Origin of the sequence: Micromonospora sp. NBRC 101691 (assembly GCF_030269285.1) — a bacterium.
Taxonomy (GTDB): domain Bacteria; phylum Actinomycetota; class Actinomycetes; order Mycobacteriales; family Micromonosporaceae; genus Micromonospora; species Micromonospora echinospora.
Genome location: NZ_BSTB01000003.1, coordinates 380,843 through 407,423, shown reverse-complemented (window position 1 = coordinate 407,423; position 26,581 = coordinate 380,843). Strand labels below are relative to the sequence as shown.

Here is a 26,581-nt window from a genome sequence, read left to right as displayed (position 1 = left end):
GGGCGGCTGACTGATGTCAGGTGAGGATGACCTGATTGTCAGCCGGGCAGACATCGCCCGACTGGCAGAGGTGCACCGACCTGCGGTCGCGAACTGGGAACGGCGGCATGCCGACTTCCCCGAACCGGTGACGTCGGTGGACGGGGTCGAACAGTTCCGGGCCGTGGAGGTGGCTGCCTGGCTGCAGAACCGGCTCGTACCACGCAATGCCCGGACGGCGGACGAGGCAGCGGGGACCAGCTACGCCGACCGTTTCCATCGGAACCTCGGGACACGAACGGTGCCGGAGCCGGCGAACCTGGCCGAGACACTCGTGGACGCGCTCTATCGGCACATCGGCACCGCTCGTCGGGGGGACGGGGCCGACTACCATCGCGATCTTCTGTTGGCACTGATCTGGCTGAAGGCCTGTCATCCCGGCGACTGGTTGCAGCTGAGCGAGGCCCGTCACCTGGGGGTGCACGCGTTCGTCGAAGAGCTCCGTTCGGTGCTCCGTGCCATCGACCACACGACGCAGCTTGCCGCTCTCGACGCTGTTCTGACGCGTGAGGTTCCGCAGGTCGACATCGCGGGGCTGATGCGGCTGATCGATGCCGAGTCGGTGCGGGCCGGCGAAGCCGAGCCGGAGATGCTGCGACATGCCTTCGCTGGCCTTGTCGAGCGATACGCCGAACGTGAAGGAAAGTGGAGTTCGGACCTCGCCACCCCGTCCTCGATCACCCGACTGGCCGCCCGCCTGCTCGCCCGAACCGGTGGTGGGCGATCCATCTACGACCCGTACTGCCGTTCCGGTGAGTTCCTTACCGCAGTGATCGAGCAGTCCGTCGCATCGGGCTGGCCCTCGTCCGAGTTGACGGTCGAGGGTTGGGCCCACCAGGCTTCTTCCTCCTGGACTTCAGCCGCGCGGCTTGACCTTCACGTCGTGCGTGGGTCGATCAGGGACGGGCTCGGGCTCGCCGACATCAATCCGGGCCGGATCGGTCACGATCTGGTCGTCTGCAACCCACCCTTCAACCTGCGCCTCGACGGACAGGTGTTGTGGCATCGCCGCTGGCAGTACGGGGATCCGCCGCCACACAACAGCAACTTTGCCTGGCTGCAACACGCATTGGCCGCGCTCAACGATCAAGGGCGAGCGGCGGTGCTTCTACCGAATGGTGCCTTGTTCTCGATGCGACCCCGGGAGCGGACGATTCGGGCCGGCATGATCGAGGACGGCGTGGTCGCGTGTCTGGTGGCGCTACCAGCCCAACTCTTCCCAGGCACTTCGGTACCGGTCACGCTCTGGGTACTCGACAGACAACGCCGGCATCCGGATGAGGTACTGATGGTCGACGCGACATCGGCCGGCACCATGATGTCTCGTACGCGCCGTGCGCTGACCGAGAGCGACCTGTCGCAGGTGGTCGAAATATTCTCTCGGTGGTGGGCTGGTGAACCGGCCGACTCATCCGAAGCGATTCCCGCCCGAAGCGTTCAACTGGCCGAGATCCGTTCCCGTGACTACCACCTCACTCCTGCTGCCTACCTCACCAGGGCGCCTGACGAGCCGCCGGCGAACGTGCGGCCGGAGGACCTTCGCGCTCTCGCCGCCGAGTTCCAGCTTCTACGTGCTGCGACTTCCGAGGTAGAGGCCAAGGTGGGAGCGCTGAGTGAGGCCGTGCGGGCTCGCCGTGTCGGGCCGGCGATCGTGTCCCGGACCTCGACACTGTTGGGCGACATACCAGGTGACTGGCGAGAGGTGCCCCTTGGCCAACTGGCGCAGATCCAGAGCGGCCTCAACTTTCGGCGTGATTCCGCCACCGTGTCGGGTGTCCCGGTCGTCCTAGCCCGTGATCTGCGGGATGGCTGGGTTACCGACGAGCCCGCTTCGCGGTTGCCGCCGCAGTCTCGTGACGTGGTCAACCGGTACGGACTCCTGCCGGGCGACATCCTTTGCGTCCGTACTGGTGAACTTGGCGGACACGCCCTGGTCGGCCTGGACCAGAGCGGGTGGCTTTTCGGCAGCGGGCTGTTCCGGGTCCGTCTGGCCAGGGAAGCCGTCGTGCCGGAGTTCCTTGCCCACTACCTGGGCCTGCCACAGGTCAGAGCCTGGATCAGACGGAACGACACCGGAACCGCGGTACCCACCATCCAGGCCCGCGTTCTCGAAGGGTTGCCGGTCGTCCTGCCCGAGTTCGAGGTGCAGCGCGACATCGGGACAGCGCTCGAACTCGTGCAGGACGAACTGCGTACGCAGGAAAGGCTTACGCGGGTCGCTGCCCGGATCCGGGACGCGCTCGGCCCGCTCCTGATCACCGGTCGGCTGGCGCCACCGTGAACTGACCGACCTCAGCCGCGGTCGAGGACGTCGTCGACCACCTCGGGGATGGCGGCCCAGTCGGCGGAGGCGACACTGGCGTGCTCGGCGGCCAGCTCGGCCACCCGGGCGCGGGCGGCGACCGGGTCGGTGTCGCCCACGGCGGGCGGGACGTTCTGCGCGTCGGTCATGACCAGCAGGTAGTGGTTGGTGCCGTACCAGGAGGTGTCGATCCCGCCGGTGACGTAGGCGGTGGCGTCCCCGTCGAAGACGACGAACCAGGGGCGCAGGGCGGTTTCGGCGTACCGGGTGCGGGGGTCACCGGCCTGGGCCCGGTGCACGGCGGGGAACGCCTGGGCGTTGGCCAGGGTGCCGGCGGCGGCCAGCGCGTTCAGGTGGCGGGCGTACTCGACGTCGGTCCAGAGGCTGTCGGTCGGGTTGCCCTGCTCCACGGTCCCGGGGATCAGGTGGACGATCACCCGGCCGGCGAGCTGCTGCCGTGTGGGCCAGGCGTCGGCGCGGGCGGCGGCGTCGAGTGAGGCGTGTCCGCCGCGCAGCTCCGCCGGGCGGTAGACCCGGTTGCCCAGCCGGGCGGCCAGCACCGCGTCGAGCTGTGCCGGCCCCTGGCCGGTACGGGCGCTGAACCCCGTCTTCAGCTCCAGCTTGAGGTGCAGCGGGCCGGCGTCCGGGTGGGCGGCCAGCCAGAGCCGGATGTTGTCCAGGCAGTGTTCGAGGTTCTTGTTGCGGGTGCCCGTGTAGAGCTGGTCGGCGCTGGTCGCGGCGACGCAGTTGTTGTCGTTGCCGAGCGGGTTGGAGTGGCTGACCCGCCACTGCTTCGTGATGATGTCCGGCCAGACGTCCAGCTCGATCATGCCGGGCCGGGCGTCGAGCGCCTGGGCGAGGTAGGTGTACGTGGCCCGCTCGTACGCGTTGTGCGTGCCGACCGTGGTGCTGGCCGAGATCCGGGTGGTCGGGCCGGCGGCGGTGGCGGGGGAGCCGGTGACGAGCAGGGCCACGGCCAGGGCGGCCGAGGTGAGCATCGGCCGGGGACGGGATCCGCGCATGCGTGCCTCCTGAGGGAGAGCCGACGACGACCGCCGGGCATGCACTGATGAAAGTCGATGAATGTCGCCGAGGGAAGGCCCCGGCGGGTCGGGGTGCGGTCTACTGACGCCCGGTGCCCGGACGCAGCATCGCCGGGTGGAGCATGGTTGCGTCGCCCCGCCGGTACAGCGCCGCGGGGCGTCCCGTCGGCGGGTTCCGGCGCTCCCCGGTCGGCACCACGAAGCCGCTCACCCCGGTGACCTTGCGGTGGAAGTTGCGCGGGTCGAGGCGCACCTGCCAGACGGCCTCGTAGACGGCGCGCAACTCGCCGATGGTGAACGTCTCACCGCAGAAGGCGGTGGCGAGCGGGGAGTACTCCAGTTTGGCGCGGGCCCGTTCGAGGGCGTCCCGCAGGATGGTGTCGTGGTCGAAGGCGAGCCAGCCGTGACCCAGCCGGTCGAGGTCGACCGGCTCCCACCGGGCCCGCGCCGCGTCGGTGCCCGCCACCGGCACCGGTAGGTCCGGGGCGATGGCGAGGTAGGCGACCGAGGCGACCGGGTAGCGCGGGTCCCGCCCCGGTGTGGCGTAGGTGCGGACCTGCTCCAGGTGGAGGCTGCGACCGTCCAGCCCGGTCTCCTCGGACAACTCCCGGACCGCGGTGTCGTCGAGGTCCTCGCCGGCCCGGACGAAGCCGCCGGGGAGCGCGGCGCGGCCCTCGAACGGCGCTTTTCCCCGCTCGATCAGCAGGACCGCCATCCGGCCGTCACGGATCGTGAGGATCGCCAGATCGACGGCGATACGGAAGACGGTCGGCTGGTCGGACACACCGGAAGGGTATCGGCCGCGCAGTCTCCGACTCGGACCATCCCGATCAGGTGAGTTTCCGCTCATGGCGGGTCTGGCCGCCGGCCCAGATCCGGTCGAACTCCCGCACGAAGTGCCGGTGCCAGAGAGGATCCCGATCGGCACGTAGGGTGATCGTCGCTTCATGTCCGTCCGGGCGGTGCGAATAGATGTCGATGACGGTCTGGCCGGTCGGATCCTCCGGGTCGACCATCAGCATGCCGAACGCTGGCACGAACCGGAGCAGCCGCACCTCCAGCCGCCCGGTGCCGGTGTTCTGGGCGGCCAGGTAGTCCAGCAGGTCGATGGTGGGCCGGATGCGGTGCTCGAAGATCTCGCCCCCGCCCGAGGTCTCCAGACCGTTGCGGCGGGCCGCCTCGTCGGCAGCGGGCCCCACCGGGTCGATGAGCGCGACCCGCACCGTCGCGCCCGACGCCAACTGCTGCCGCAGTTCGTCCAGGTGGTTGCGGATCGTTCGGTTCAGGGTCACACCGACGAGCCGGACGTCCCGGGCACCGGTCAGTCCGACCGCCGCGCCCGGGACGGCGACGGCGAGCAGCCGGTCCACCGAGTCGGGCGCCTCCGCGCGCAGGTTGCCCACGACCGTCCGGAGGCTGGACTCGATGCGTCGCATCCGCCGGCGGCCGGTGAGCAGGTCGAACGTGATGACGCCGAGGACGGCGAGGGTGGCCGCGGCGACCACCTCCGGGCTGGTCACGTTGAGCAGATTGAGCGCGCCGACGACCAACGCCGCCCCGGAGACGAGGTAGGCCTCCAGGTTCCGGCCGGTCAGCGTGTGGAACAGCGTCTGGCGGGGACGCCTCGCGGTCGTTCCGGTGCGGCGTCGGGCGTCGGCGTGGGTCACCGCTCGTCTTCGATCAGGCAGAGGTGGGGCAGGAGGCGTTCCACGACCAGCGCGGCGTGGCGAGCCGCCAACTCGTGGTCGGCGTGTCCCTTGTGCCGGTCGGCCCGGTCCGAGATGCCCCGGACCGTCATCCAGCCGCGCAGGCCGTGGTCCTCGTCGACCTCCTCGTAGAACGCCTGGGCCAACCCGGCCGCCTCGGTCTCCACGGCCAGCGTCTTCTCATGCGTCTCCGCCAGCCACGACCGGACGGCCGAGCCGGAGTCGGTCACCACCGCGTTGCCGGAGCCGATCGGACCCCGGTGGATGCGGAACTCCTGCCCCGCCTCCGGACGGACCACGGTGCCGTGCCGGACCAGGAAGTCGCTGACCCGGTGCCGCAGCACCGGTGCCGGGGCCTGGATCCGGCCCCGGCGACGGGGACCCTCGGCGGTCTCCCGCCGGCTGTCGTACCAGATCACCTCGTCGGAGAGGACCACGTCGCCGACCGCCAGGTCCGCGCGGACGCCACCGGCGATGCCGACCAGCAGGACGAGCGGTGGCCGGAAGTAGCGGCGTAGCTGCTGGTAGGCGAGCGCGGCGGAGTGGGTACCGGGTTCGAGGGTCTGGGTGGCCACGACGCGGACCGGTCCACCCTCGGCGGCGAAGGTGGCGCGGTGCACGGACGCGCCCCCGCGCATCCGCTCGGTCCGGTGGTCGGGGGCCCGTCGGAGCACCTCCACGACCGCGGCCATCTCCTCCCGCAGGACGGTGAGGATTCCGACGTCCGCCGACCGGCCGGCCTGCTCCCACGTCTCCCGACGGGACGGTCCGGTCCGTGCGGGGTCGCGCTCGTTGTGCTGGACGGCGGTCACGTTGCCGCCGACCGAGACGGTGCCCCCGCTCACCGTCATGCCCGTGTTGTACGACGGGTGCGCGTTCATCGGTGCCCTCCCTCGCCGAACTGTCCGATGTTGGTCTGGGTGCTGGTCACGTTGCCCTGTACGGTCAGCGACCCGCCGGAGACGACCGCGCCCGCGTTGAGCAGGGTCATCGCCCGTTGCCGGTACTCGCTGGTGTCGACCTCGCGGCTCTCCAGGAAGTCGAGCATGGCGGCGAGCAGCCGGCGTTCGATGATGCGCTGGTACTTGTCGATCTCCTGCGCCTGGATGTGGTTGCGGTTGTCGGAGGCGGTGCCGAGCTCCCGGACGCTGACCTTCGCTCCGTAGTCGTAACCGGGACGGGGTGAGCCGGTCGGGCGCCACCAGGAGGAGTGGACCAGACCGTCCACCGCCACCTGCAGGAGTTCGAGCGGCGCCCGGACGATGGTCCCCGGCGTGTCGAGCAGCCCCTGGACCGCTGCGCGCAGGTAGGCCGTGGGGCCGGTCCCGTCGACCTGGTCGACCGTCCGGAAGCGTTCGTCGCAGGGTGGCAGCGCGGTCGAGATGAACTCGACGTAGAGCGACCTGGCCTGGACCGCGACGTGCACGTAGACGGTGGTGACCAGCTCGCCGCCCCAGGAGACCACCTGGCAGGCGAGGTAGTGCCGCGCCGGGGCGGTGGGGTTGCGGACGATGTCGTCCATCCGTTCGGGCGGTGTGTGCGGTTCGAGGTGTGCGACCTCGGTGCCGGCCAGGAAGATCCGGTCGGTGACGGTCAGCCCCGGCAGGTGCCGTTCCGGTTCCTGCTCGGTGGCCAGCGCGGTGAGGTCGGCCCGGAGATGGGCGACCAGGTCGGCAGCGGTGAACGGAGCGTCGCGGAACTCCCGTTCCGCCTCCGGGACCGGGCCGCTCAGCGGGCCGCTGGCGCGGACGAGCCGCTGGGCGAAGCCCCAGTTCCGTAGCGCGCTGCCGGACCCGACGAACGGCCGGTAGCCGGCGAAGACGACGGTGTTCCCGCTGGCCAGACGCCGGATCTCGGCGAGCCGCGCGGGCACCGGCTCCGGCGGCCGTGCCGGGCGGCCGGGGGCGAACTGGTCGATCTGGCTCTGCCGCATGAGGCTGGCCAACAACGGCGGGCCGAAGACGAACAGCAGCGCCCCGAACAGGCTCGTGAACACGCCGGCAGCGCTTCCCGAGGAGCCGCCGCCGCCGACGAAGACGCTCGCCACGGTCGTGTAGAAGCCGGCCAGGGAGAGGAGGACGAGCACCCCGGCGAGCCGGAGCGCCACGAGCATCGTCCGACCGATGATGAGGCCGACGCTGGCCGACCGGCCGCGGCGCAGCTCCTGCGCGGTCTCGCGGGAGATCCGCCAGGTGGACGACGCCAGGTAGAGCGCGATCAGGATGGCGACGATGAAACCCAGCCCGAGCGGGGCCATGCAGACGGCGATCGTCAGCCCGCCGAGGACCATCGCGTCCCGGGTCACGGCCAGCCGGCGGGCCTGGAGGCAGTGCCAGAGCACCAGGGGCAGGTCGAAGCCGTAGGACGGAGCGACCAACCGCTGACGCTGGTGGTACACCTGGTTCAGACATGCGCGCCGGAAGCCGTCGTCGAGGTATGCGCCGGCGCAGAGGTGTCGGGTCGCGGTGGACGGGGGCCGCGAGCCGGACGGTGCGACCCGGGGCGGCGGCACCGCGTTCGGTGGTACGGGACTTCTCATGACATCCGTTCTCGCTGGTTCGGAACAGTCCACTGTGGACTGCTGTCAGGAAGGCGTCGGCCGGGGCCGGGATGTGACATCACCCTGTTTGCGTCACTCTGACGATAAGTGGACGATACAAAGGCGTGGCCATTTGTGTCAATCGGACGACAAGTGGTGTGGTGGTTCCTGGAGGACCGGGGTGTCGCCGTACCGGTGGCTGGTTATGGTCGTGCGGTGAACCGACTCGCCGAAGCCACCAGTCCGTACCTCCTCCAGCACGCCGACAACCCGGTCGACTGGTGGCCCTGGTGTGACGAGGCGTTCGCCGAGGCGAGACGGCGGGACGTGCCGGTGCTCGTCTCGGTCGGCTACTCGGCCTGCCACTGGTGCCACGTGATGGCACACGAGTCCTTCGAGGACGAGACCGTCGGTCGCCTGCTCAACGAGGGCTTCGTGGCGATCAAGGTGGACCGTGAGGAACGTCCCGACGTCGACGCGGTCTACATGACCGCCACCCAGGCGATGACCGGGCAGGGCGGCTGGCCGATGACGGTCTTCACCACCGGGGACGGCACCCCGTTCTTCTGCGGCACCTACTTCCCCAAGCCCAACTTCCTCCGGCTGCTCGAATCGGTCGGCACCGCCTGGCGGGAGCAGCGGGACGCCGTGCTCCGGCAGGGCGCCGCAGTGGTCGAGGCGATCGGCGGCGCACAGGCCGTCGGCGGCCCCACCGCCCCGCTCACCGCCGAGCTGCTCGACGCCGCCGCCGACCAGCTCGCCGGGGAGTACGACGCGACGAACGGCGGCTTCGGCGGCGCGCCGAAGTTTCCGCCGCACATGAACCTGCTCGCCCTGCTGCGGCACCACCGGCGCACCGGCTCCGGGCAGTCGCTGGAGATCGTCCGGCACACCTGCGAGGCGATGGCCCGGGGCGGCATCTACGACCAGCTCGCCGGCGGATTCGCCCGGTACTCCGTCGACGGGCACTGGACCGTGCCGCACTTCGAGAAGATGCTCTACGACAACGCCCTGCTGCTGCGGGCGTACACCCAGCTCTGGCGCCTCACCGGCGACCCGCTGGCGGCCCGCGTGGCCCGGGACGTCGCCCGGTTCCTCGCCGACGAGCTGCACCGCCCCGGCGAGGGCTTCGCCTCCGCCCTCGACGCGGACACCGACGGCGTCGAGGGGCTCACCTACGCCTGGACCCCGGCCCAGCTCGTCGAGGCGCTCGGCGAGGACGACGGCCGCTTCGCCGCCGACCTGTTCGGGGTCACCGAGGCCGGCACCTTCGAACATGGCATGAGCGTGCTGCGGCTGGCCCGGGACGTCGACGACGCCGACCCGGCGGTACGCGCCCGGTGGCAGGACGTCGCACGCCGGCTGCTCGCCGCCCGGGACACCCGCCCCCAGCCGGCCCGCGACGACAAGGTGGTGGCCGCCTGGAACGGCCTGGCGATCACCGCGATCGCGGAGTTCGTCCGCATGGTCGAGACCCGGGGCGGCACCGGCGAGGAGGGGGACGACAACCTGCTGGAGGGCGTCACCATCGTCGCCGACGGCGCGATGCGGGACGCGGCCGAGCACCTCGCCACCGTGCACCTCGTCGACGGGCGGCTGCGCCGGGTCTCCCGCGACGGCGTGGTCGGCGACCCGGCCGGCGTGCTGGAGGACTACGGCTGCGTGGCCGAGGCGTTCTGCGCGATGCACCAGCTCACCGGCGAGGGACGCTGGCTGGACCTGGCCGGGCAGCTGCTGGACACCGCGCTGGCCCGGTTCGCCGCGCCCGGTGGCGGCTTCTACGACACCGCCGACGACGCCGAACAACTAATCACCCGACCCGCCGACCCGACCGACAACGCCAGCCCCTCCGGCCGGTCGGCGATCGTTGCGGCGCTGGTCGCCTACGCCGCGTTGACCGGGTCGACCCGCCACCGGGAGGCTGCCGAGGCCGCGCTCGCCACCCTCGCCCCGCTGGTCGGTCGGCACGCCCGGTTCACCGGGTACGCGGCCGCCGCCGGTGAGGCGCTGCTCTCCGGGCCGTACGAGATTGCCGTGGTCACCGACGACCCGGCCGGGGACCCACTGGTCGCCGCCGCGTACCGGCACGCCCCGCCCGGCGCGGTGCTCGTCGCCGGCCGACCGGACCAGCCCGGCGTGCCGCTGCTCGCCGACCGGCCGATGGTCGACGGCCGTCCCACCGCGTACGTCTGCCGGGGTTTCGTCTGTCGACGCCCGGTGACCACCGTCGACGACCTCGTCGCCCAACTCACCTGACGCAGCCCCGTCCGCCCGCCCACGCGCTGGTTCCGTTACCCGCCTGCCCGGCTGAGGTGGTAGCAGGGGACCCTTGTTACCGCTTTTTGCGTAGCAGGGGACCCCTGCAAACGCAGATCAGGCGGTGAGTGCCGGCATCTCCGGCGGCCCGGATAGGCTGGGCGCCGCTATGGACTCCCGTACCGGTCTCCCCGTTGTCGGCATGGTGGGTGGTGGCCAGCTGGCCCGGATGACCCACCAGGCCGCTATCGCCCTCGGCCAGTCACTGCGTGTGCTCGCCCTCAGCCCCGACGACGGCGCGGCCCTGGTCGCCGCCGACGTGCAGTACGGCGACCACACCGACCTGGCGGCGCTGCGCACCTTCGCCAAGGACTGCGACGTGGTCACCTTCGACCACGAGCACGTCCCGAGCGAGCACATCCGCACCCTGACCGACGAGGGGGTGAAGCTCTACCCGCCGGCCGACGCGCTGGTCCACGCCCAGGACAAGCAGGTCATGCGGGAACGGCTCACCGCACTGGGCGCGCCGGTGCCCGCGTGGCAGCCGGTCACCGTCCCGGACGACCTGGTCGCCTTCGGTACGCGGACCGGCTGGCCGGTGGTCCTCAAGGCGGCCCGGGGCGGCTACGACGGCCGGGGCGTCTGGCTGGTCGACGGTCCGGAGCAGGCCACCGAGCTGGCCGGCACGCTGCTCGCCAGCGGCACCCCGCTGATCGTCGAGGAGCGGGTCCAGCTGCGCCGCGAGCTGGCCGTGCAGGTGGCCCGTTCGCCGTTCGGGCAGGTCGCGGTCTATCCCGTGGTGGAGACGGTGCAGTCCGACGGCATCTGCGTCGAGGTGCTGGCCCCCGCCCCCGACCTGCCGGAGGAGGTGGCTCTCGCCGCCGGACAGCTCGCGATCGACCTGGCCACCGCGCTGGGCGTGGTCGGTCTGCTCGCCGTCGAACTGTTCGAGACACCGACCGGGCTGGTGGTCAACGAGCTGGCCATGCGGCCGCACAACTCGGGGCACTGGACCATAGAGGGGGCCCGGACCTCGCAGTTCGAGCAGCACCTACGGGCGGTCCTCGACTACCCGATGGGGGACACCTCGCTCACCGCGCCGGTCGTGGTGATGGCGAACGTGCTCGGCGGCGAGCCCGGTGGCATGAGCATCGACGAGCGGCTGCACCATCTCTTCGCCGCCGAACCGGGCGCGAAGGTGCACCTCTACGGCAAGCAGGTCCGACCGGGCCGGAAGATCGGGCACGTCACGGTGCTCGGTGACGACCTCGACGACGTACGGGCGCGGGCCGCGCGGGCCGCGCGCTGGCTGCGCGAGGGTCGGGCGTGAGCGTGGAGGTCGGCTCGGAGAGCCGAGGACGAAGGGACGGCGCGGTGCCGACGGTTGGGCTGATCATGGGCAGCGACTCGGACTGGCCGACCATGCGGGCCGCCGCCGAGGCGCTCGACGAGTTCGGCGTGACGTACGAGGTGGGCGTGGTCTCCGCGCACCGGACCCCGGTCAAGATGATCGAGTACGCTCGCTCCGCCGCTGACCGGGGCCTGAAGGTGGTCATCGCCGGCGCCGGCGGTGCCGCCCACCTGCCCGGCATGGTCGCCTCCGCCACGCCGCTGCCGGTGATCGGGGTGCCGGTGCCGTTGAAGCACCTGGACGGGATGGACTCCCTGCTCTCCATCGTGCAGATGCCGGCGGGCGTGCCGGTGGCCACCGTGTCCATCGGCGGCGCGCGCAACGCCGGCCTGCTCGCCGTCCGTATCCTCGCCGCCGCGGATCCGACCCTGCGGGAGCGGATGACGGCGTACCAGGTGGGGCTGGAGCAGTTGGTCGCCGAGAAGGAAGCCGCACTCCGCGCCTCGCTGACCTGAGCGAGTGACCGCGGCGGAGGCGTCAGCGCCCGCCGCACTCGGTGCCGCACCGACCTGAGTGCCGTTCCCGCCGTGCCGCCGAACCTCCGCCAGCTCTTGCCCAGGTGGTAGCAGGGGACCCCTGCTACTCAAAATGCGGTAACAAGGGTCCCCTGCTACCACCTCAGCGCATGCCGCGGAGGGCGGTCTGGAGGCGGTCCTGGGCGCGGCGGCGTCGCTCGTTGCTCGCGCCCAGCACGAGCAGCACCAGGCCGACCAGGAGCAGCGCCAGCCAGGGCCCGAAACTGAACAGCGCGTGCAGCGCGGCGAACGTGGTGACCACCGCCCCGACGATCACCGGGGCCTGCTGCTGGGTCATCGAACCCCAGACCAGCACGGCCACCGCGCCGAGCAACAGGAGCACCTGCCGGAGCATGCTGGACTCGGTGGCCAGCACGATCGCCAGGGTGGGCACGAACGCGGCCACCAACGCCGGCCCGTACGCCACCCAGCTGCTCAGATCCGGTCGTTCCCGTAGCTCCATCACGCCGACCAGCAGGGCGAGCGCCGCGAACGGCAGAGTGTACGCCTCCGGGAGCGCCACGTCGGCGACCCGCATCAGGATCCACCAGGCGACGATCTCGCAGCCCACCACCGACCAGAACAGGATGCGTCGCTCGGTCGGGCGGCGGCCCGGCCGGGTGGCGGCCACTCCGAGCACCGCGCCCCAGCCGGCCAGCAGGGCGGCGATGTGCCGTGGCGAGTCGAAGGCGAGGGCCAGCGCGATCAGCGCGGCAGCGTACCCGCTCCACTCCACGGTGGCCGCCTCGCGGTGCGCCTCCGGTCGGCGCAGCCGGGGCAGGCGGGCGGCGAACACCTGGAGCGCCGCGCCGACCGCCAGCACCCCGAACGCCGACCAGACCGGGGCGAGTCCGGCGACCAGGCCGATGGTGAGCACCAGCAGTTGCGCCATCAGGGAGGCGAACAGCCAACCGAGGATGCGGGCGCGCTCGGTGCTGCCGAACAGCGCCGCGATCGTGCCGACCGCGACCGCCCCGGCGAGGGTGAAGACGGTGAGGTCCCGGGTGGCGAGGCTGCCGGCCAGTCCCGCCCCGCCTCCGGCCAGCCCGATGCCGAAGGTCAGGATCCGGGTCCAGCGCAGCGACCGGGCCCGCTCGACCCCGGGCGGCGGCGGGGTGAGCGCCAGCCCGAGCATCGCCAGGGTGAACACCGCCAGCGCGGCCAGCGTGGTCTGCGGCCAGCCCAGGCCGAGCGCGATCGGCGCGATGAGCACGGTGACCGCGAGTCCGGGCAGCACCACCGGAACCGCCCGGAAGTACTGCCCGCCGCTGAACGCGGTCGCGGCGAGCGCCGCGCAGATGGTGAGCAGCAGGGCGGTCAGTACGTGGGTCGGGTCGGCCGCCCCCGCCGGTGGGGTGAACAGCTGCGGCGGTGGTCCCTCCCAGATCCGTGACAGTGTCGCGTACGGCTCGACCAGCGCGACCACCAGGGCCGGCGCGATCGAGGCCACGGCCAGCGCGACCGGCAGCACAGCGGCGGCGAGGGCACCGGCCGCCGGGCTGACCCGCCAACGCCGGTCGGCGAGCCGGTCCGGCATCCGGCGCAGCGCCCCGTCGATCATCACCGCCCAGCGGCCGACCGGCTGGGCCGAGGTGGCCGGTGGCACGGTGGCGGCCCGGACCAGCTCGGCGAGGACTCCGAGCAGGGCGGCCGCCGCCGCGAAGACGCCGACCGGCAGGTCGGTGGGGATCGCGGCGAGCGCGCTGACGGTGGCCCCGGCGGCGATGCCGAGGCTCGCGTACGGCAGGTACTGCGGTACCCGCCGCCGGAGGGCGGCCACCGCCGCCAGCCCGAGGCTGGACCCGGCCAGCGCGGCGGTGAGCAGCACCTCGGGACCGTGCCCGGCCTCGGCGCCGAGTGCGGCGACCACGCCGGGGAGGGCGAGCAGGGCCGCCGCCGTGCCGAGGCCACCCATGGTGACCAGGTGCGGCGGCATGCCGTCGATCTCGACCCGTTCGGTCTGCCGGGCGGCGAACACCCGGGCCAGCCCGGCGACCGTCGCCCCGACCAGCACCACGATGCTCAGTGCCAGCGCGGTGGTCCACGGCCGGACCAGCCCCGCGCCGACCCCGTGCAGCGCCACCAGCGCGGCCACGGTGGCCCGGGAGAGCGCCGCCCGGGGATCGGTCGCCGCGACCGCGGCCATTCCGAAGACGGTGGCGACCGTGCCGCCGACCAGCACCGGCGACCACCAGGGCAGGTCGAACGCGGCGGGTGCGCCGATGGTGGCCAGCACCGCCGCCGCGCCGGAGACGTCGTGCTTCCACGGCTCCGGCAGGAGGATCGCGGCGGCGACGCCGAGCAGGACCAGCGCGACCGGGGCCTGGGCGGTCGCGCCGCCGGTGGGCGCGGCCGGCCATCCGGTGAGGTCACCCGCCCAGATCGGTCCGGGCACCGCGATCACCCCGAACCCGCCACGCAGCGCCATCCAACCGGCCAGCGCGCCGACGATCGCCCCGGCGACCGCCATGCCCAGGACCGGTCCCCGTCGCCACTCGTCGGGCAGCGTCCGGGCGGCGACCGCGACCAGCAGCACCAGCGCCGCCGCGACCACCAGTTGCGCACCGGGGGCGAGCACCGCCGCGATCCGCAGCAGGGTGGCGACGAGCGCGGCGGTGGCCGCCGCCGCGGCGAAGTCGGAGCCGTCGAGGGCGAAGTCGGCCCGGCCCCGGGCGTCGATGGCCGGGGCGAGGAAGAGCAGCAGCGCGGCGACCAGCAGCAGCGCGGCGACCCAGGCGTCGGCGGAGGTGCTGCCGGGGGCGACGAAGGCCGCTGCGGCGACGACCAGCGCCCCGAGCCCGGCCCCCATCGCCAACGGCGGGCTGATCTCCCGCTGGGACACCTGCACGATCGCCGAGTAGCCGAGCGTGACGCAGACGGCCAGGAAACTGGAGGCGAGGATCGGGACGGTGAGCTCCCGCAGGGCGGCCGGGGTGAGCACCGGACCGGTGGGGGTGAGCGCGGCGACGAAGGCGGCCACCGCCCCGGGCAGGGCGAACGCCGCGCCGCCGGCGGCCCAGGCGGTGAGGGTGTCCGCTGCCGCCGCCGAGGCGACCCGTACCCGGGGGGCGAGGGTCACCAGCACTCCGCCCGCGAAGAGGGTGAGCAGCACGGCGGCGGTGAGCGCCGGCCGGGCCAGCGACGCCCCGGCGCCGACCAACCCGACCACGGCGGCGGCGACGACGTGTGCGCGCGCGGCCCGGGTGGTGCGGGCGGAGAGCCCGACCAGCCCGAGGCCGATGGCGGTGAGCACCAGCGGCCACGGGGCGAGCACCCAGCTCAGCCCGAACGAGGCCGGCACGGCCAGCGCGGTCACCGCGGCCCCGGCCACCGCGAACTCCCGCCGGATCTCGGCCGGGAGGGCGAGCACCGCCGCGACGGTGAGCAGCAGCGCGCTGACCGCGAGCTGCCAGCCGGGCCCGGCGGAGGTGGCGAGCACCGCAGGATACCGGTCGAGGTCGGCGGACCAGGCGGGGAGCGCGGCGCGGACCGGAGCGAGCCCGGCGTACAGCGCGCCGGCTCCGACGAACAGACCGGTGACGGTCAGCGCGACCGCCGAGGCGAGTTGCGGGCCGCGTCGGATCCGGTCCGGTACGGCCCGGACGGCGACGCTGGTCAGCGCGATGACGAGGGCGACCAGCAGCACCACCTGGCCGGGCAGGGCGACTGCGGCGAGCCGGCTGAACGCGCCGATCACGGCGAGGGTGGCGATCGCGGCCCCGAGGTCCGGCAGCGGCGGGCGGCGGGTCGCCATCGTCCCGACCAGGGTCACCCCGGCGGCCAGCAGGAGCACGACCGCCGCGCCGAGGACGGCGGGCAGGGTGTCCGTGCGCAGCAGCGCGGTGACCGCGTACGCCAGGGCGAGGGCGAGCGCCACGGCGTGCAGGGCCCAGGCCAGTTCCCTGAGCCAGGGCACCGGCCGGGCCGGTGCGACCGGCCGGGCGTCGACCCGGTCGGGCCGGGTGGCCCGCGGATCGCTGAAGACCTCGTCGGCCTCCTCCGGTGCGCCTTCCGGCCGGGCCGTGGCCCGGCGGTCCGGGCCGGAACCGGGCGTCGGGGTGACCGGACGTTCGGTGGTCAGCGCGGACCGGGCCAGCCAGAGGTCGATCGCGGCGACCAGGGTGAAGACCAGCGCCCACCCGGTGGCGCTGTGCACCAGGGCGGACACGAGCAGCGGGAGCACCGGCTGCACGGCGAGCACGGCGGCGAACCGGGGCACCCGCAGTCCCGTCCAGCGGGCGTAGCCGTAGCCGACCCCGGCGGTGACCGCGAAGATCAGCCCGGCGAAGACCGTACCGGGGACCGTGCCCGAGCCGGACGACGCCACGGCGTAGAGCGCGTACCCGTCCAGCGGCACCAGGATCAGCCCGACCGCGGCGATCGTCTCGGCCGTGGACACCAGTCCCCGGCGTGCGACCACGGGCGCGGTGAACAGCATCAGCGCGGTCGCGGCGAGGAGGATGAGCAGCCGGGCCAGCGCGTCCATCGAGGAGGTCGCCACCCCCGCGAAGACCACCGCGGCGACGCCGATCAGCAGCGCGCCCAGGCCGAGCGGGATGTTCTGCACCTCGCGCGAGGAGGCCTCCGGCGGGTGCTCCGGGTCGTCCGCGTCGAGCCAGGTGGCGGTGGTCGTCGTGGGCGGATCGTCCGGGGGACGGTTGCCCTGGCGGGGCACCCGGGGCGGGGCGTCGGTCGGCGCGCGGCCGGAGGTGCCGGGCGGGGCGTCGGTGGAGGCGGCGGCCGGGGCGCCGGGTGGCCGGCGCGGGGCGCGGCGGCGCAGCAGCACCCGGCGGGTCTTGGTGGCCTGTTTCAGCTTCTCCTCGCCGGCGTGCGCGAGGATGTCCCGCTGGAAGAGGGCCGCCTGCATCTTCTGGGCGATCTGCCGCTGCTCTCGGGCGATCTCGGCGTCCCGCGCCTTCATCTCCGCGATGGACCGTTCGACCTCGGCGATGTGGCCCGCCCACTGTGGCTGCTCGGCACCGCACGCCGGGCAGCGACGTGCCGGCTTGATCTCCCGACCACACGAGGAGCACTGGAAGCTAGCCACGAACAACTCCTCCACCCGGTCGCCCCGCACTGTGGAATCCCACTGTGGCAGCATGCCCAAACCCGGCACGGATTTCGATAGTTGCCGCCGCGTCGCGGCGAGAAAAGTCGCGGACAGACACGGAACCGGTCGCGGAGAGTGTTCCGCGACCGGTTCCGGTCACCTGTCCGGAGGCGGTGCGCCCCGGTCAGCGGGTCAGGGCCGACCCATGCCCCGGTACTCCCAGCCGGCCTGGAGCCAGAGGGTCGAGTCCAGGCAGTTGCGACCGTCGACCACCCGGCGCTGGGCGACGAGTTCGCCGAGGACGACCGGGTCGGCGTTGCGGAAGTCCGCCCACTCGGTGAGGACGCAGACCAGGTCGGCTCCGGTGACGGCGTCGTTGATGCTCGGCTCGTAGTGCAGCTCGGGCATGGCCCGGCGGGCGTTCTCCATGCCCTCCGGGTCGAAGACGCGCACGTCCGCGCCGGCCTTGCCGAGCAGCGCGGCCACGGCGAGCGCCGGGGCGTCGCGGACGTCGTCGGTGTTCGGCTTGAAGGTGGCCCCGAGCACCGCGATCCGGGTGCCGGTGAGGTCCGGCCCCGCCGGACCGTACCGGCGGCCGAGCAGGTCGGCGGCGAGTTGCAGCACCCGGCTGCGACGGCGCAGGTTGATCAGGTCGACCTCGTGCAGGAAGCGCAGCGCCTCGCCGGCCCCGAGTTCCTGGGCGCGGGCCTGGAAGGCACGGATGTCCTTGGGCAGGCACGCGCCACCGAAGCCGAGTCCGGCCTGGAGGAAGCGGTTGCCGATCCGGGGGTCGTACCCGATGGCGCGGGCGAGCTGGGTGACGTCGCCGCCGGCGACCTCACAGACCTCGGCCATCGCGTTGATGAAGGAGATCTTGGTCGCGAGGAAGGCGTTCGCGGCGACCTTGACCAGCTCGGCGGTGGCGAAGTCGGTGACCACCAGCGGCACCTCGCGGTCCTCGGTGGCGGCCAGGTCGAAGACTCCCTTGTGGGCGGCGTAGAGCATGCCGTTGGCCCACTCGCTCTTCACCCCGACCACGATCCGGTTGGGGCGCAGCACGTCGTCGACGGCGAAGCCCTCCTGGAGGAACTCGGGGCTCCACGCCACCTCGACGCCCAGGTCGGGGGAGCTGTGCTTGCCGACCAGTTGCTCGACCCACTCGGCCGTGCCGACCGGCACGGTCGACTTGCCGACGAGCAGCGCCTTGCGGGTGAGGTGCTGGGCCAGGCTGCTGACGGACGCCTCGACGTAGGTGAGGTCGGCGCCGAGACCGTCGGCGCGCTGCGGGGTGCCCACGCAGATGAAGTGCACGTCACCGAAGTCGGCGGTCTCGGCGATGTCGGTGCTGAACCGCAGCCGTCCGGCGGCGAGGTTCCGCTTGAGCAGCTCGTCCAGGCCGGGCTCGTGGATCGGCACCTCGCCCGCGTTCAGCTTGGCGATCTTGTCCACGTCGACGTCGTAGCCGAGCACGTCGTAGCCGAGTTCGGCATAGCAGATCGCATACGTCGCACCGAGGTAGCCGGTGCCGAGGAAGGTGACCCGGGGCCGGGGGGCGCCGGAGGGGGGAGTCACCGCCGGGATCGCCGGCATCGGCTGGGTGTTCGGGTACGGGATCGTCACGCCTGTCTTCTCCGCTCGCGCTGGCGGCGCTTCGTCGCGTCGCAATCGGCTGCGGCGCCTGGCCGGGCACCGGGTGACAATTCTGTCGTCTTCATGGTCCGCTGGCTCTGTAGGGGCCGTTGGGGCAGGAGCCTACGCGCCGGTAGGCATCACCTGAACTCTGGTCGCTATCCTCAGTCTGCGTGCTCCGTGACCCACGAAGCCACGGTCTGCGCATGATAGCGGCGAAGGGGAGGGGCCAACATGCCCGCAGAGCAGTCGTTCGACGTCTACCGGTTGCCCGAGGAGCACGACGCGGTCCGGGAGGCGGTCCGGGAGGTCTGTACGGCGAAGGTCGCCCCGCACGCCGCGGAGGCCGACGAGACCGGCGAGTTCCCGAAGGCGTCCTACGACGCGCTGCGGGCCGCCGACTTCCACGCCCCGCACATCCCGACCGAGTACGGGGGCGCCGGCGCCGACGCGTTGGCCACGGCCATCGTGATCGAGGAGGTGGCCCGGGCCTGCGCCTCGTCCTCGCTGATCCCGGCGGTCAACAAGCTGGGCACGATGCCGCTGCTGCTGGCCGGCTCCGAGGAGCTCAAGCGCCGCTACCTGACCCCGGTCGCCGCCGGGGAGGCCATGTTCTCGTACTGCCTCTCCGAGCCGGAGGCGGGCAGCGACGCGGCCTCGATGACCACCCGCGCGGTACGTGACGGGGATCACTGGGTGCTCGACGGGGTCAAGCGGTGGATCACCAACGCGGGCGTCTCGGAGTACTACACCGTGTTCGCGGTGACCGATCCCGCCGCGCGGTCCAGGGGGATCTCCGCCTTCGTGGTGGAGAAGTCCGACCCCGGGGTCAGCTTCGGCGCCCCGGAGAAGAAGCTCGGGATCAAGGGCTCGCCCACCCGCGAGGTCTACTTCGACCAGGTGCGCATCCCGGCGGACCGGATCATCGGCGCCGAGGGCACCGGGTTCGCGACCGCCATGCGGACCCTGGACCACACCCGGGTCACCATCGCCGCCCAGGCGCTCGGCATCGCGCAGGGCGCGCTCGACTACGCCAAGGGGTACGTCCGGGAGCGCAAGCAGTTCGGCAAGCCGGTGGCGGAGTTCCAGGGCATCCAGTTCATGGTCGCCGACATGGGCATGAAGCTGGAGGCCGCCCGGCAGCTCACCTACGCCGCCGCCGCCCGGTCCGAGCGTGGTGACGCCGACCTGACCTACTTCGGCGCGGCGGCGAAGTGCTTCGCCTCCGACGTCGCCATGGAGATCACCACCGACGCGGTGCAGTTGCTCGGCGGCTACGGCTACACCCGGGACTACCCGGTCGAGCGGATGATGCGGGACGCCAAGATCACCCAGATCTACGAGGGCACCAACCAGGTGCAGCGCATCGTCATGGCCCGTCAGCTCCTGCGCGACTGACCCGCCGGCGAGGGACCGGTCCGCACCCGCCCGCCCCCGCCCGCTCCCGGGCGCGGGGCGGCGCCGGTCACCCGCCGGTCCCAGCCCGTCGCCACCCGGTGCAGCTGTTCCACCAGCAGCCGGCCGTGCGGGGTGAGGCGGTCACCGGCGAGCAGCAGCTCGGCGACCTCCCGGCAGGCGGCCCCGGCCCGGCGGAACTCCGTCCGGGCCCGGTGCCGCCCACCCGGCCGGGCCTCGTGATGCTGCTGGCGACGCCAGAACCGGGCCACGCAGACGTGCGCGTAGAGACCCTGGAGCAGCGCGGGCAACGGCCGCGGCCCGACCCGCCAGGGGGCGGGCAGCCGGACGTCGTCGCCGGGCCGCAGCAGCGGGAAGAGGTTCTCCAGCGCGGCGAGCTTGTTGTGGGCCAGCTCGTGCACGAGCGTCGCGGCCGTGGTCGCGGCGTCCCCGCCACCGGAGAGCGCGACGCAGCCCACCCCGGCCGGGAACGTCCCACTGATCAGTGCCGCCCCGACCTCCGCCGGCACGCCGGAGCCGGTCAGCTCGGGTGCCCCGGGCGACAGCGGCATGACCACGGAGATCGCGGCGGCCAGCTCGTCGGCGTACTCCCGGTGGCGGGTGGCGAGCAGTCGCCAGCCCGGGGCGAGCGCCGCGCGCCACCGGGCCGCCTCGTCCGGGGGCACCGGGGCGGCCGGTCGGGAGAGCGACCAGAGGTCGTCCAGCCGCAGCTCCAGCCGCCCGCCGGCGTGCAGCCGGGGCAGCGGCCACCAGTCCACGCCGGGACGTGGTGGCAGGCCGTCGACCGTCAGGCCGTGCGCGGTGACGGTCAGCGTGACATTCGCCGGACCGTCCCGGTCGAGCCGGACATGACCGGCCATGGGCAGCGGGAACGCCGACCCGGGCGGTGTCGGAAACCCGACGGTGGCCGACGATCCGGCGTACCGGGCCGCCGCCGCGGCGACCGGCGCGAGCATGGCCGGCCACGCGCCGGTCCGTGGGTCGCCCCCCGTGGCGTCCGGGCGCCCGTGGTCCGTCGGCGTCAGTCGGGTGAGGGTCTCCGCCGCCCAGGCGCTCACGCTGGGGTACGTCAGCACCCGGCGGACCGCGTCGGGGTCGGTCCGGCGGAGCCCGCCGAGCAGTTGCCAGGCCTGCCGGACGGCGTCGGTGTGCGGGTGGTCGAGTTCGGCGCACCGCTCCACGACCTCACGCAGAGTCAACAGGTTCCGGCTGTACTGGGCGGCCAGCAGGATCCGGACGGCGGACCGTCCGCCGCCGCCCCGGGCCAGCGCCAGAAACGTTCCGGGAGGCATCACGTGCCGGTCGGCTTGCCCCGTCGACCGTTCCGGGTCACGCACGGTTCCCCCGAAATGACTGCTGAATATCGATGAACGCTACGATAGGTTACTGGCGGAGCGCTGGCTGTGCTGCTTACGGTGCGGTTCTCAATAGATCGAAGGTGGGGCAAAGCATGCCGGAAAGGATGAGCAGTCATGACCGCCCCCTGATATCTGATCTTCTCAATGCTGAGGAACTGGACCCGTCGGATCTCGACGCGCTGCCCCGGGAACTCCTGCGGCAGTCGTTGCGGCGGCTCATCGACGAGACCGGCGAGCCCCGTGGGCACTTCCTGTGGTTCCCCAACCAGACCAGCGACCCGGGCGTCGCGCCGGCCACCGGGCGGAGGCGAGCGGAGGTCGACCGAACGGAGAGGGATGGACATGACGGGTGACCGCCGTCCAGACAGGTCGGAGCCGCGATGACCGGATCGGGGCCGTCCCGGGCGGACCGGGGTCCGACCGGCACCAGCGTGGTGGCCTTCCTGGCGCCGACCAGCCGGACCGGGCGTACCAACCTGGTCAGCAACCTGGCCTGGATCCTGGCCCGGTCCGGACGCCGGGTGCTCGTCGTCGACGCCGGTCGGGGCACCGTACGCGTGCACGAGCACCTGCGCATGTTCCACACCGACGAGTGGCCGGTCGCCGACCAGCTCCCGCCGGAACTCGCCCGGTCCCTCTTCCCCGCCTCGGTGGGGGTCGCCCGGCAGTTCGCCGAACAGCCCGTCCTGCGCCGGTACGCGGCCCCGCCCGGCCGGCTCGACGTGGTGTGGATGCCCGACTCCGCCCCGTGGCCGCCCCCGGAGGAACTCGGCGACACCTCCTTCACCGAGCTGCGCCGGCAACTACGCCTCACCGAGTACGACGTCGTCCTCCTCGACCCCGTCGACACCGATCCGAATGTGGACCGCTGGGCGGCGGTGCTCTGCGAGACGGTGGTGCTCTGCTTCCCGTACCGCTATCCCCGGCTGCCCGAGGTGGCGGCGCTGGCCCGGCGGGTGCACCGGGCCGCGCCCGCCGGGGTCCGGCTGGTCGGCGTGGCGACCGCCGTGGACGAGCCCGACCCGACCCGTGCCGCGCAGCGACGGGACGCCATCCGACGGGGCCTGGGCAGCGTGCTCGACGAGCCCTCCGGATCGTTCGAGCTGCCGCTGGTGGAGGTGCCCGGGAGCCCGACCGGGCAGACGCTCGCCCCGCTGTTGGAGGAGTCACCCCACCGGGACCGGGTGCTCGCCGCATACGGCGACCTGCTGCGGCTGGTCACCGACGGCGTGGTCGACACCGCCCGTCCGGAGCCGGAGTCGTTGCGCACCCGCTACCGGTACGGCCTGGGCCGGCAGGCCGCCGACGACCAGAGCGAGGTCCAGCTGGCCCACCCGGCGCGCCAACGGCCCTGGGCGGACTGGCTCCGCGCCGAGCTGGCGGCGGTGGGTGTCCGGGCCCGCCCGTGGCCGCCGGACGACGAGGGCCGGCGCCCCGCCCGCCGGACGACCGTGCTGGCGGTGGCCCCGGCGGACGACTCGGAGGAACAGTGGCTGGCCGGCCTGCTCGGCGCGGTCCGCGCCGACCCGGAGACCGAGCTGCTGGTCGCCCGGACCGGCCCGGCCACCGACGACGCCCTGCCGCCCGACGACGTCCGGGTGGTCGACCTGACCGGGTGCACCGAGGAGCAGGCCCGCGAACGGCTGCGGGGCACGCTCGGGCTCGCCGGGATCCGTCCGGTCCCGGTCGTGGGCTCCTGGCGGCCGGGCTTTCCCGGCGACCGGGAGGAACCGCCCCGGGAGTTCCAGCTGCCGTCCCGGCCCCGGCTCTTCGTCGGCCGCGACCGGGACCTGGCCGAGCTGCGCGACCTGCTGCTGGCCGGTCCCCCCGGGCGGCCGGTCGTGGTGACCGGGCCGGCCGCCGTGGGCAAGACCAGCCTCGTCGGCGAGTACGCCCACCGCTTCCGCTGGGACTACGACCTGATCGTCTGGATCAGCGCGGGCGGGCTGCATGACGTCCGGGCCGCGCTGACCGAGCTCGCCGCCGAACTGGGCGTCGAGCCCCGGGGCAACCCGGTCCAGGAGGTGCTGCACGAGCTGGGCCGGCGCAGCGGACAGTGGCTGGTCGTCTACGACGGCGCGGGGGACGAGGAACTGTCCGACCTGCTGCCGAGCGGCGCCGGTCACGTCGTGGTGACCCGCCGGTCCGACGCCGCCCTGCCACCGGGCGCGGTGACGGTCACCGTGGGCGACCTCGTCGAGGCCGATGCCGTACGCCTGCTCACCGCGCGGGTGCGCGGCCTCTCCCGGGTGCCGGCGACGGCGGTGGTGGAGGCCGTCGGGGCGTCCCCGCTCGACCTGCGGCTCGCCTCGGGCCTGCTCGGGCAGGCCGGCATCCTGCTCAGTTCGGCGCACGCGGTCGCCGACTCCCGTGGTGCCGACACGGCGGTGCCCGCCTTCTGCGCGGCGGTCGCCGAACCGGCCAGGGAGCCCGCCGCCGCCCGGATCGTGCGCGTCGCGACGGCGTTGATGCGGGAGGACTTCAGCGGCCGGGTCGCGGCGGTGGTGGCGCAGATGTGCGCCTTCGCCTCCCCGCTGGGGCTCTCCCTGTCGATCATCGGGTCGCGGTCGATGCGGGCACAGGTCGCGCATGGCCTCTCCGAGGCCGACGGCGCGATGTTGTGCGCCGACGGCTGGGAGATGGACCGGGCGTTGGCGGCGGGGGTCCGGTTCCGGCTGGTGGAGGTCGCCTGGGGGCGGGGCGGCGTGGTGCGGATGCACCCGGCCGTGCAGGCCATCGTCCTGGCCGGGATGTCCGACCAGGAGCGTGAGGAACGGCGCGGGCAGTTCCTGCGCGGCCTGGCCGAGGTGGCGCCCCGGACGATCGCCGCCGACTCACCGGTGCGCCGCGAACTGCACCGGCACCTGATCAGCTCCGGCGCGCTCGACGTGGACGGTCCCGACGAGGTGCGGCGGTGGCTGGTCGAGCAGCTCGAACACCTGATCGCCCGGGGCGACGGCGAGGCCCCGGACGCGCTGCGCCGGTGGCGTCCGGCGCTGGACCGGTGGCTGGCCCGGCACGGCTGGCGCGACCGCTTCACCCTCCGCCTGGCCACCCGGCTGGCCGACGTCACCCGCTCGCTCGGTCGTGGCGGGGAGGCGCTGGAGCTGAGCCGGACGGCGCTGCGCGAGGGGACGGCCCTGTTCGGCCCCGACCACCCCTGGGTCCTGGTGACCCGCCGGGGCCTGGCCGGTGACCTGCGCGGCCTGGGTCAGTTCCGGGCCGCGCTGGTCGAGGACCAGGCCACCTGGCGCGGTTTCCGGGACCAGTTCGGCAACGACCACCCGGAGACGCTGATCGCGGCGCACAACCTGGCCAACTCGTTCCACCTGGCCGGGCGGACCGACGAGGCGCTGCGGGTCGCGGAACGGGCCCGTCAGCGCCGGTCGCGGCTCTTCGGCGGGCACAACGCCGACACCCTCTGGCTGGCCAGCGACATCGGCAGCTTCCGACGTGAGCTGGGCGACCTGGAGGAGGCCCGCCGCCTGCTCGCCGAGGCGTACCGGCGGCGGGGCGGCCGTGGTCGCGGCGACGAGGACACCCTCCTGCTGCGGATCCTGCGCAACCTCGCGGTCACCGAGCGGCGACGCGGCCTGCCCGACAGGGCCAAGGAGCTCAACAGCCGGGCGTACCTCGCGCTGCGGCGGCTGGTCGGGGAGCAGAACCCGCTGACCCGGTCCTGCCGGGTCAGCCTCGCCGTCGACTACCACCTGGCCGGGGACGGCGAGCACGCGACGCGGCTGATCGAGGAGAGCCTCGCCGGGTACGAACACGACCTCGGCCCGGAGCACCCGTTCGCGCACATCTGCCGCAGCCTGCGCGCGGTCGTGCTGCACACCCGGGGGCGGCTCGACGAGGCGGTCGTCGAGGCGGAGAAGGCGGCGGCCGGACTCACCGCCACGCTCGGCGAACCGCACCCGTGGGCGATCGGCGCGCTGGTCAACCAGGCCGTCGTCGTCGCGGCCGGTCGGCCGGCGGTGGCCGAGGAGCTGCTGCGGACGGCCGTCGAACAGGGGCGGGACTTCCTCGGACCGGACCACCCGTGCCTGCGTACCGCCCGTCGGGCGCTGGCGGCGGTGGTCAGCGCCGGCGAGGTCACCGGCCCGGGCCGAGAGGGCCGGGTGCCCTTCGACTTCGTCGACATGGAGGTGCCGGAGACATGAGCGGGCAGACGCCGGCCGACGCGACGGCCACCGGAACCACCCCGCCGGCCGAGCATCCGGCCCCGGCCGTGCCGGCCGTTCCCGACCGGGACGACGTGCCCCGGCGGCGGGTCAGCGTCACGCTCGGCACCCACCTCGGGGACCGGCGGCCCCCGGCCCTCGGGGCGTGCGAGGAACTGATGGACGAGGTGGGCAGCATCTCCCACCTGGCCCGCTACCGCACCGGCACCTGCGACTTCGCGCTCGACGCGTGGGAACCGGCCGGCCCGCACGGCCCGCTCGGCCTGACCGCCGACGAGCGGCAGCTCATCGGCCGGGACGTGGTGCACGTGATGACCGACCTGGACGACCAGCTCCGCCCGGCGTGCAGCGGCGACCTCGTCCGGCTGCTGCTGCACACCGACCGGGGCGCCCTGTTCGGTCTCTCCGTGCTGCGGGAGCAGTTCCTGGTGGCGTTGGGCTGGTCCAGCGGCACCCGGGACGAGTTGCCGCCGCAGGACCCGGCCGTCCGGGCCGCCGACATCGAACTGGCCGGGCTGGCCAACCGGCTGCGGGAGGCGGTCAGTCAGCAACCCACCGACTACGGCGGCTGGCTCGGGCTGAACGAGCCGACGCTCACCTCCGGCATCCGGGACATCCGGCCCAGTTCCGGCCCGCCCGCGACGCCGGTGACCCCGGTCCCCACCGAGACACCGCCGGACGGACGGCCGCCCGGCGGTACGTCGCCGGCATCCCGGCCCGGGGCGGGAGCGTCCGCGTCGTCGCCCGCCGCGACCTGCCGCCGCCACCTGAACGTCGAGGACCTGCACTACGTGGCCGTCTGTCGGGCCGGTCGGGTGGAGGTCACCGAGGACATCCTGGACGACCCCGGGCTGGCGCGCTTCTTCGACGACGTCACCCCGCGCGGGCGCCGGCAGTTCTACGCCCTGCTCGGGCAGCGCATCGACGTGCACCTGCGCACCCTGGTCCGGGCCACCCACCTGGCCCTCGGCTCCCGGGTCCGGCGGCTGGTGCTCGACGTCGAGCAGGGCGCCCTGTTCTGCTACCCGGTCGGGCTCGACCGTTACCTGCTCGCGGTCACCCTGGACCAGCACCTGGTCTGGGCGGCCGACGACAAGGCGGCCCAACTCGCCCACCAGCTCGGCGGGTGACGC

The 26,581-nt window shown here is 73.4% G+C and carries 16 protein-coding genes; 8 read left to right on the top strand and 8 right to left on the bottom strand.

Annotation, left to right across the window (positions count from 1 at the left end; translation table 11 throughout):
* Positions 1-13 precede the first annotated feature (13 nt).
* Positions 14-2,320, top strand: coding sequence for an N-6 DNA methylase (locus QSK20_RS08490; RefSeq protein WP_285788016.1), 2,307 nt, complete (start codon positions 14-16; stop codon positions 2,318-2,320).
* Positions 2,321-2,331: 11 nt separating this feature from the next.
* On the opposite strand, the gene QSK20_RS08485 is transcribed toward QSK20_RS08490, so the two are convergent.
* The 5 genes from QSK20_RS08485 to QSK20_RS08465 form a co-directional block, all read right to left on the bottom strand.
* Complete coding sequence (locus tag QSK20_RS08485) at positions 2,332-3,363, bottom strand: phosphatidylinositol-specific phospholipase C domain-containing protein (protein WP_285788015.1); 1,032 nt, start codon at positions 3,361-3,363, stop codon at positions 2,332-2,334.
* A gap of 100 nt (positions 3,364-3,463) precedes the next feature.
* Positions 3,464-4,168 carry an NUDIX hydrolase gene (locus tag QSK20_RS08480; RefSeq protein ID WP_269148474.1) on the bottom strand — a complete coding sequence of 235 codons (705 nt, stop codon included), beginning with the start codon at positions 4,166-4,168 and terminating at the stop codon, positions 3,464-3,466.
* 46 nt (positions 4,169-4,214) lie between these two features.
* The gene (locus QSK20_RS08475) at positions 4,215-5,051 is read right to left on the bottom strand and encodes a DUF5919 domain-containing protein (RefSeq protein WP_285788014.1); all 837 of its coding nucleotides are present in this window, start codon (positions 5,049-5,051) and stop codon (positions 4,215-4,217) included.
* Entirely contained in the window at positions 5,048-5,971 is a 924-nt protein-coding gene (locus QSK20_RS08470) for a 5'-methylthioadenosine/S-adenosylhomocysteine nucleosidase family protein (RefSeq protein ID WP_285788013.1), read from the bottom strand. Before QSK20_RS08470 ends, QSK20_RS08475 begins: the two co-directional genes overlap by 4 nt.
* The gene (locus QSK20_RS08465; protein WP_285788012.1) at positions 5,968-7,629 is read right to left on the bottom strand and encodes an AbeC-like domain-containing protein; all 1,662 of its coding nucleotides are present in this window, start codon (positions 7,627-7,629) and stop codon (positions 5,968-5,970) included. Before QSK20_RS08465 ends, QSK20_RS08470 begins: the two co-directional genes overlap by 4 nt.
* A gap of 216 nt (positions 7,630-7,845) precedes the next feature.
* Between QSK20_RS08465 and QSK20_RS08460 the strand changes: the two genes are divergently transcribed.
* From QSK20_RS08460 to purE, 3 genes are all read left to right on the top strand, one after another.
* Positions 7,846-9,885, top strand: a complete 2,040-nt coding sequence (locus QSK20_RS08460) for a thioredoxin domain-containing protein (RefSeq protein WP_285788011.1) — start codon at positions 7,846-7,848, stop codon at positions 9,883-9,885.
* Between the two features lie 169 nt (positions 9,886-10,054).
* A complete protein-coding gene (locus QSK20_RS08455; RefSeq protein ID WP_285788010.1) occupies positions 10,055-11,215 on the top strand; it encodes a 5-(carboxyamino)imidazole ribonucleotide synthase in 1,161 nt (386 codons plus the stop codon).
* A gap of 44 nt (positions 11,216-11,259) precedes the next feature.
* Positions 11,260-11,751: a 5-(carboxyamino)imidazole ribonucleotide mutase gene (gene purE / locus QSK20_RS08450; protein ID WP_285788009.1), complete on the top strand. Its 492-nt coding sequence runs from the start codon at positions 11,260-11,262 to the stop codon at positions 11,749-11,751.
* A 163-nt stretch (positions 11,752-11,914) separates the two neighbouring features.
* Here the strand turns inward: purE and QSK20_RS08445 are convergent, their stop codons facing one another.
* Positions 11,915-16,858 carry an SCO7613 C-terminal domain-containing membrane protein gene (locus tag QSK20_RS08445; RefSeq protein ID WP_285788008.1) on the bottom strand — a complete coding sequence of 1,648 codons (4,944 nt, stop codon included), beginning with the start codon at positions 16,856-16,858 and terminating at the stop codon, positions 11,915-11,917.
* A 195-nt stretch (positions 16,859-17,053) separates the two neighbouring features.
* The gene (locus tag QSK20_RS08440; RefSeq protein ID WP_285788007.1) at positions 17,054-18,481 is read right to left on the bottom strand and encodes a UDP-glucose dehydrogenase family protein; all 1,428 of its coding nucleotides are present in this window, start codon (positions 18,479-18,481) and stop codon (positions 17,054-17,056) included.
* 243 nt (positions 18,482-18,724) lie between these two features.
* On the opposite strand from QSK20_RS08440, the gene QSK20_RS08435 reads away from it, so the two are divergent.
* Positions 18,725-19,888: an acyl-CoA dehydrogenase family protein gene (locus QSK20_RS08435; RefSeq protein ID WP_285788006.1), complete on the top strand. Its 1,164-nt coding sequence runs from the start codon at positions 18,725-18,727 to the stop codon at positions 19,886-19,888.
* Here the strand turns inward: QSK20_RS08435 and QSK20_RS08430 are convergent.
* Positions 19,870-21,198, bottom strand: coding sequence for an aKG-HExxH-type peptide beta-hydroxylase (locus QSK20_RS08430; protein ID WP_285788005.1), 1,329 nt, complete (start codon positions 21,196-21,198; stop codon positions 19,870-19,872). The two genes, QSK20_RS08435 and QSK20_RS08430, sit on opposite strands and share 19 nt — an antisense overlap.
* A gap of 158 nt (positions 21,199-21,356) precedes the next feature.
* On the opposite strand from QSK20_RS08430, the gene QSK20_RS08425 reads away from it, so the two are divergent.
* The 3 genes from QSK20_RS08425 to QSK20_RS08415 are packed head-to-tail and all read left to right on the top strand — an operon-like array spanning position 21,357 to position 26,578.
* On the top strand, positions 21,357-21,617 hold the full coding sequence (locus QSK20_RS08425) for a hypothetical protein (protein WP_285788004.1): 261 nt from the start codon (positions 21,357-21,359) through the stop codon (positions 21,615-21,617).
* Between the two features lie 27 nt (positions 21,618-21,644).
* On the top strand, positions 21,645-25,427 hold the full coding sequence (fxsT, locus tag QSK20_RS08420; protein WP_285788003.1) for an FxSxx-COOH system tetratricopeptide repeat protein: 3,783 nt from the start codon (positions 21,645-21,647) through the stop codon (positions 25,425-25,427).
* Positions 25,424-26,578, top strand: a complete 1,155-nt coding sequence (locus QSK20_RS08415; protein ID WP_285788002.1) for a hypothetical protein — start codon at positions 25,424-25,426, stop codon at positions 26,576-26,578. The genes fxsT and QSK20_RS08415 overlap by 4 nt, the downstream gene beginning before the upstream one ends.
* Positions 26,579-26,581: the final 3 nt, after the last annotated feature.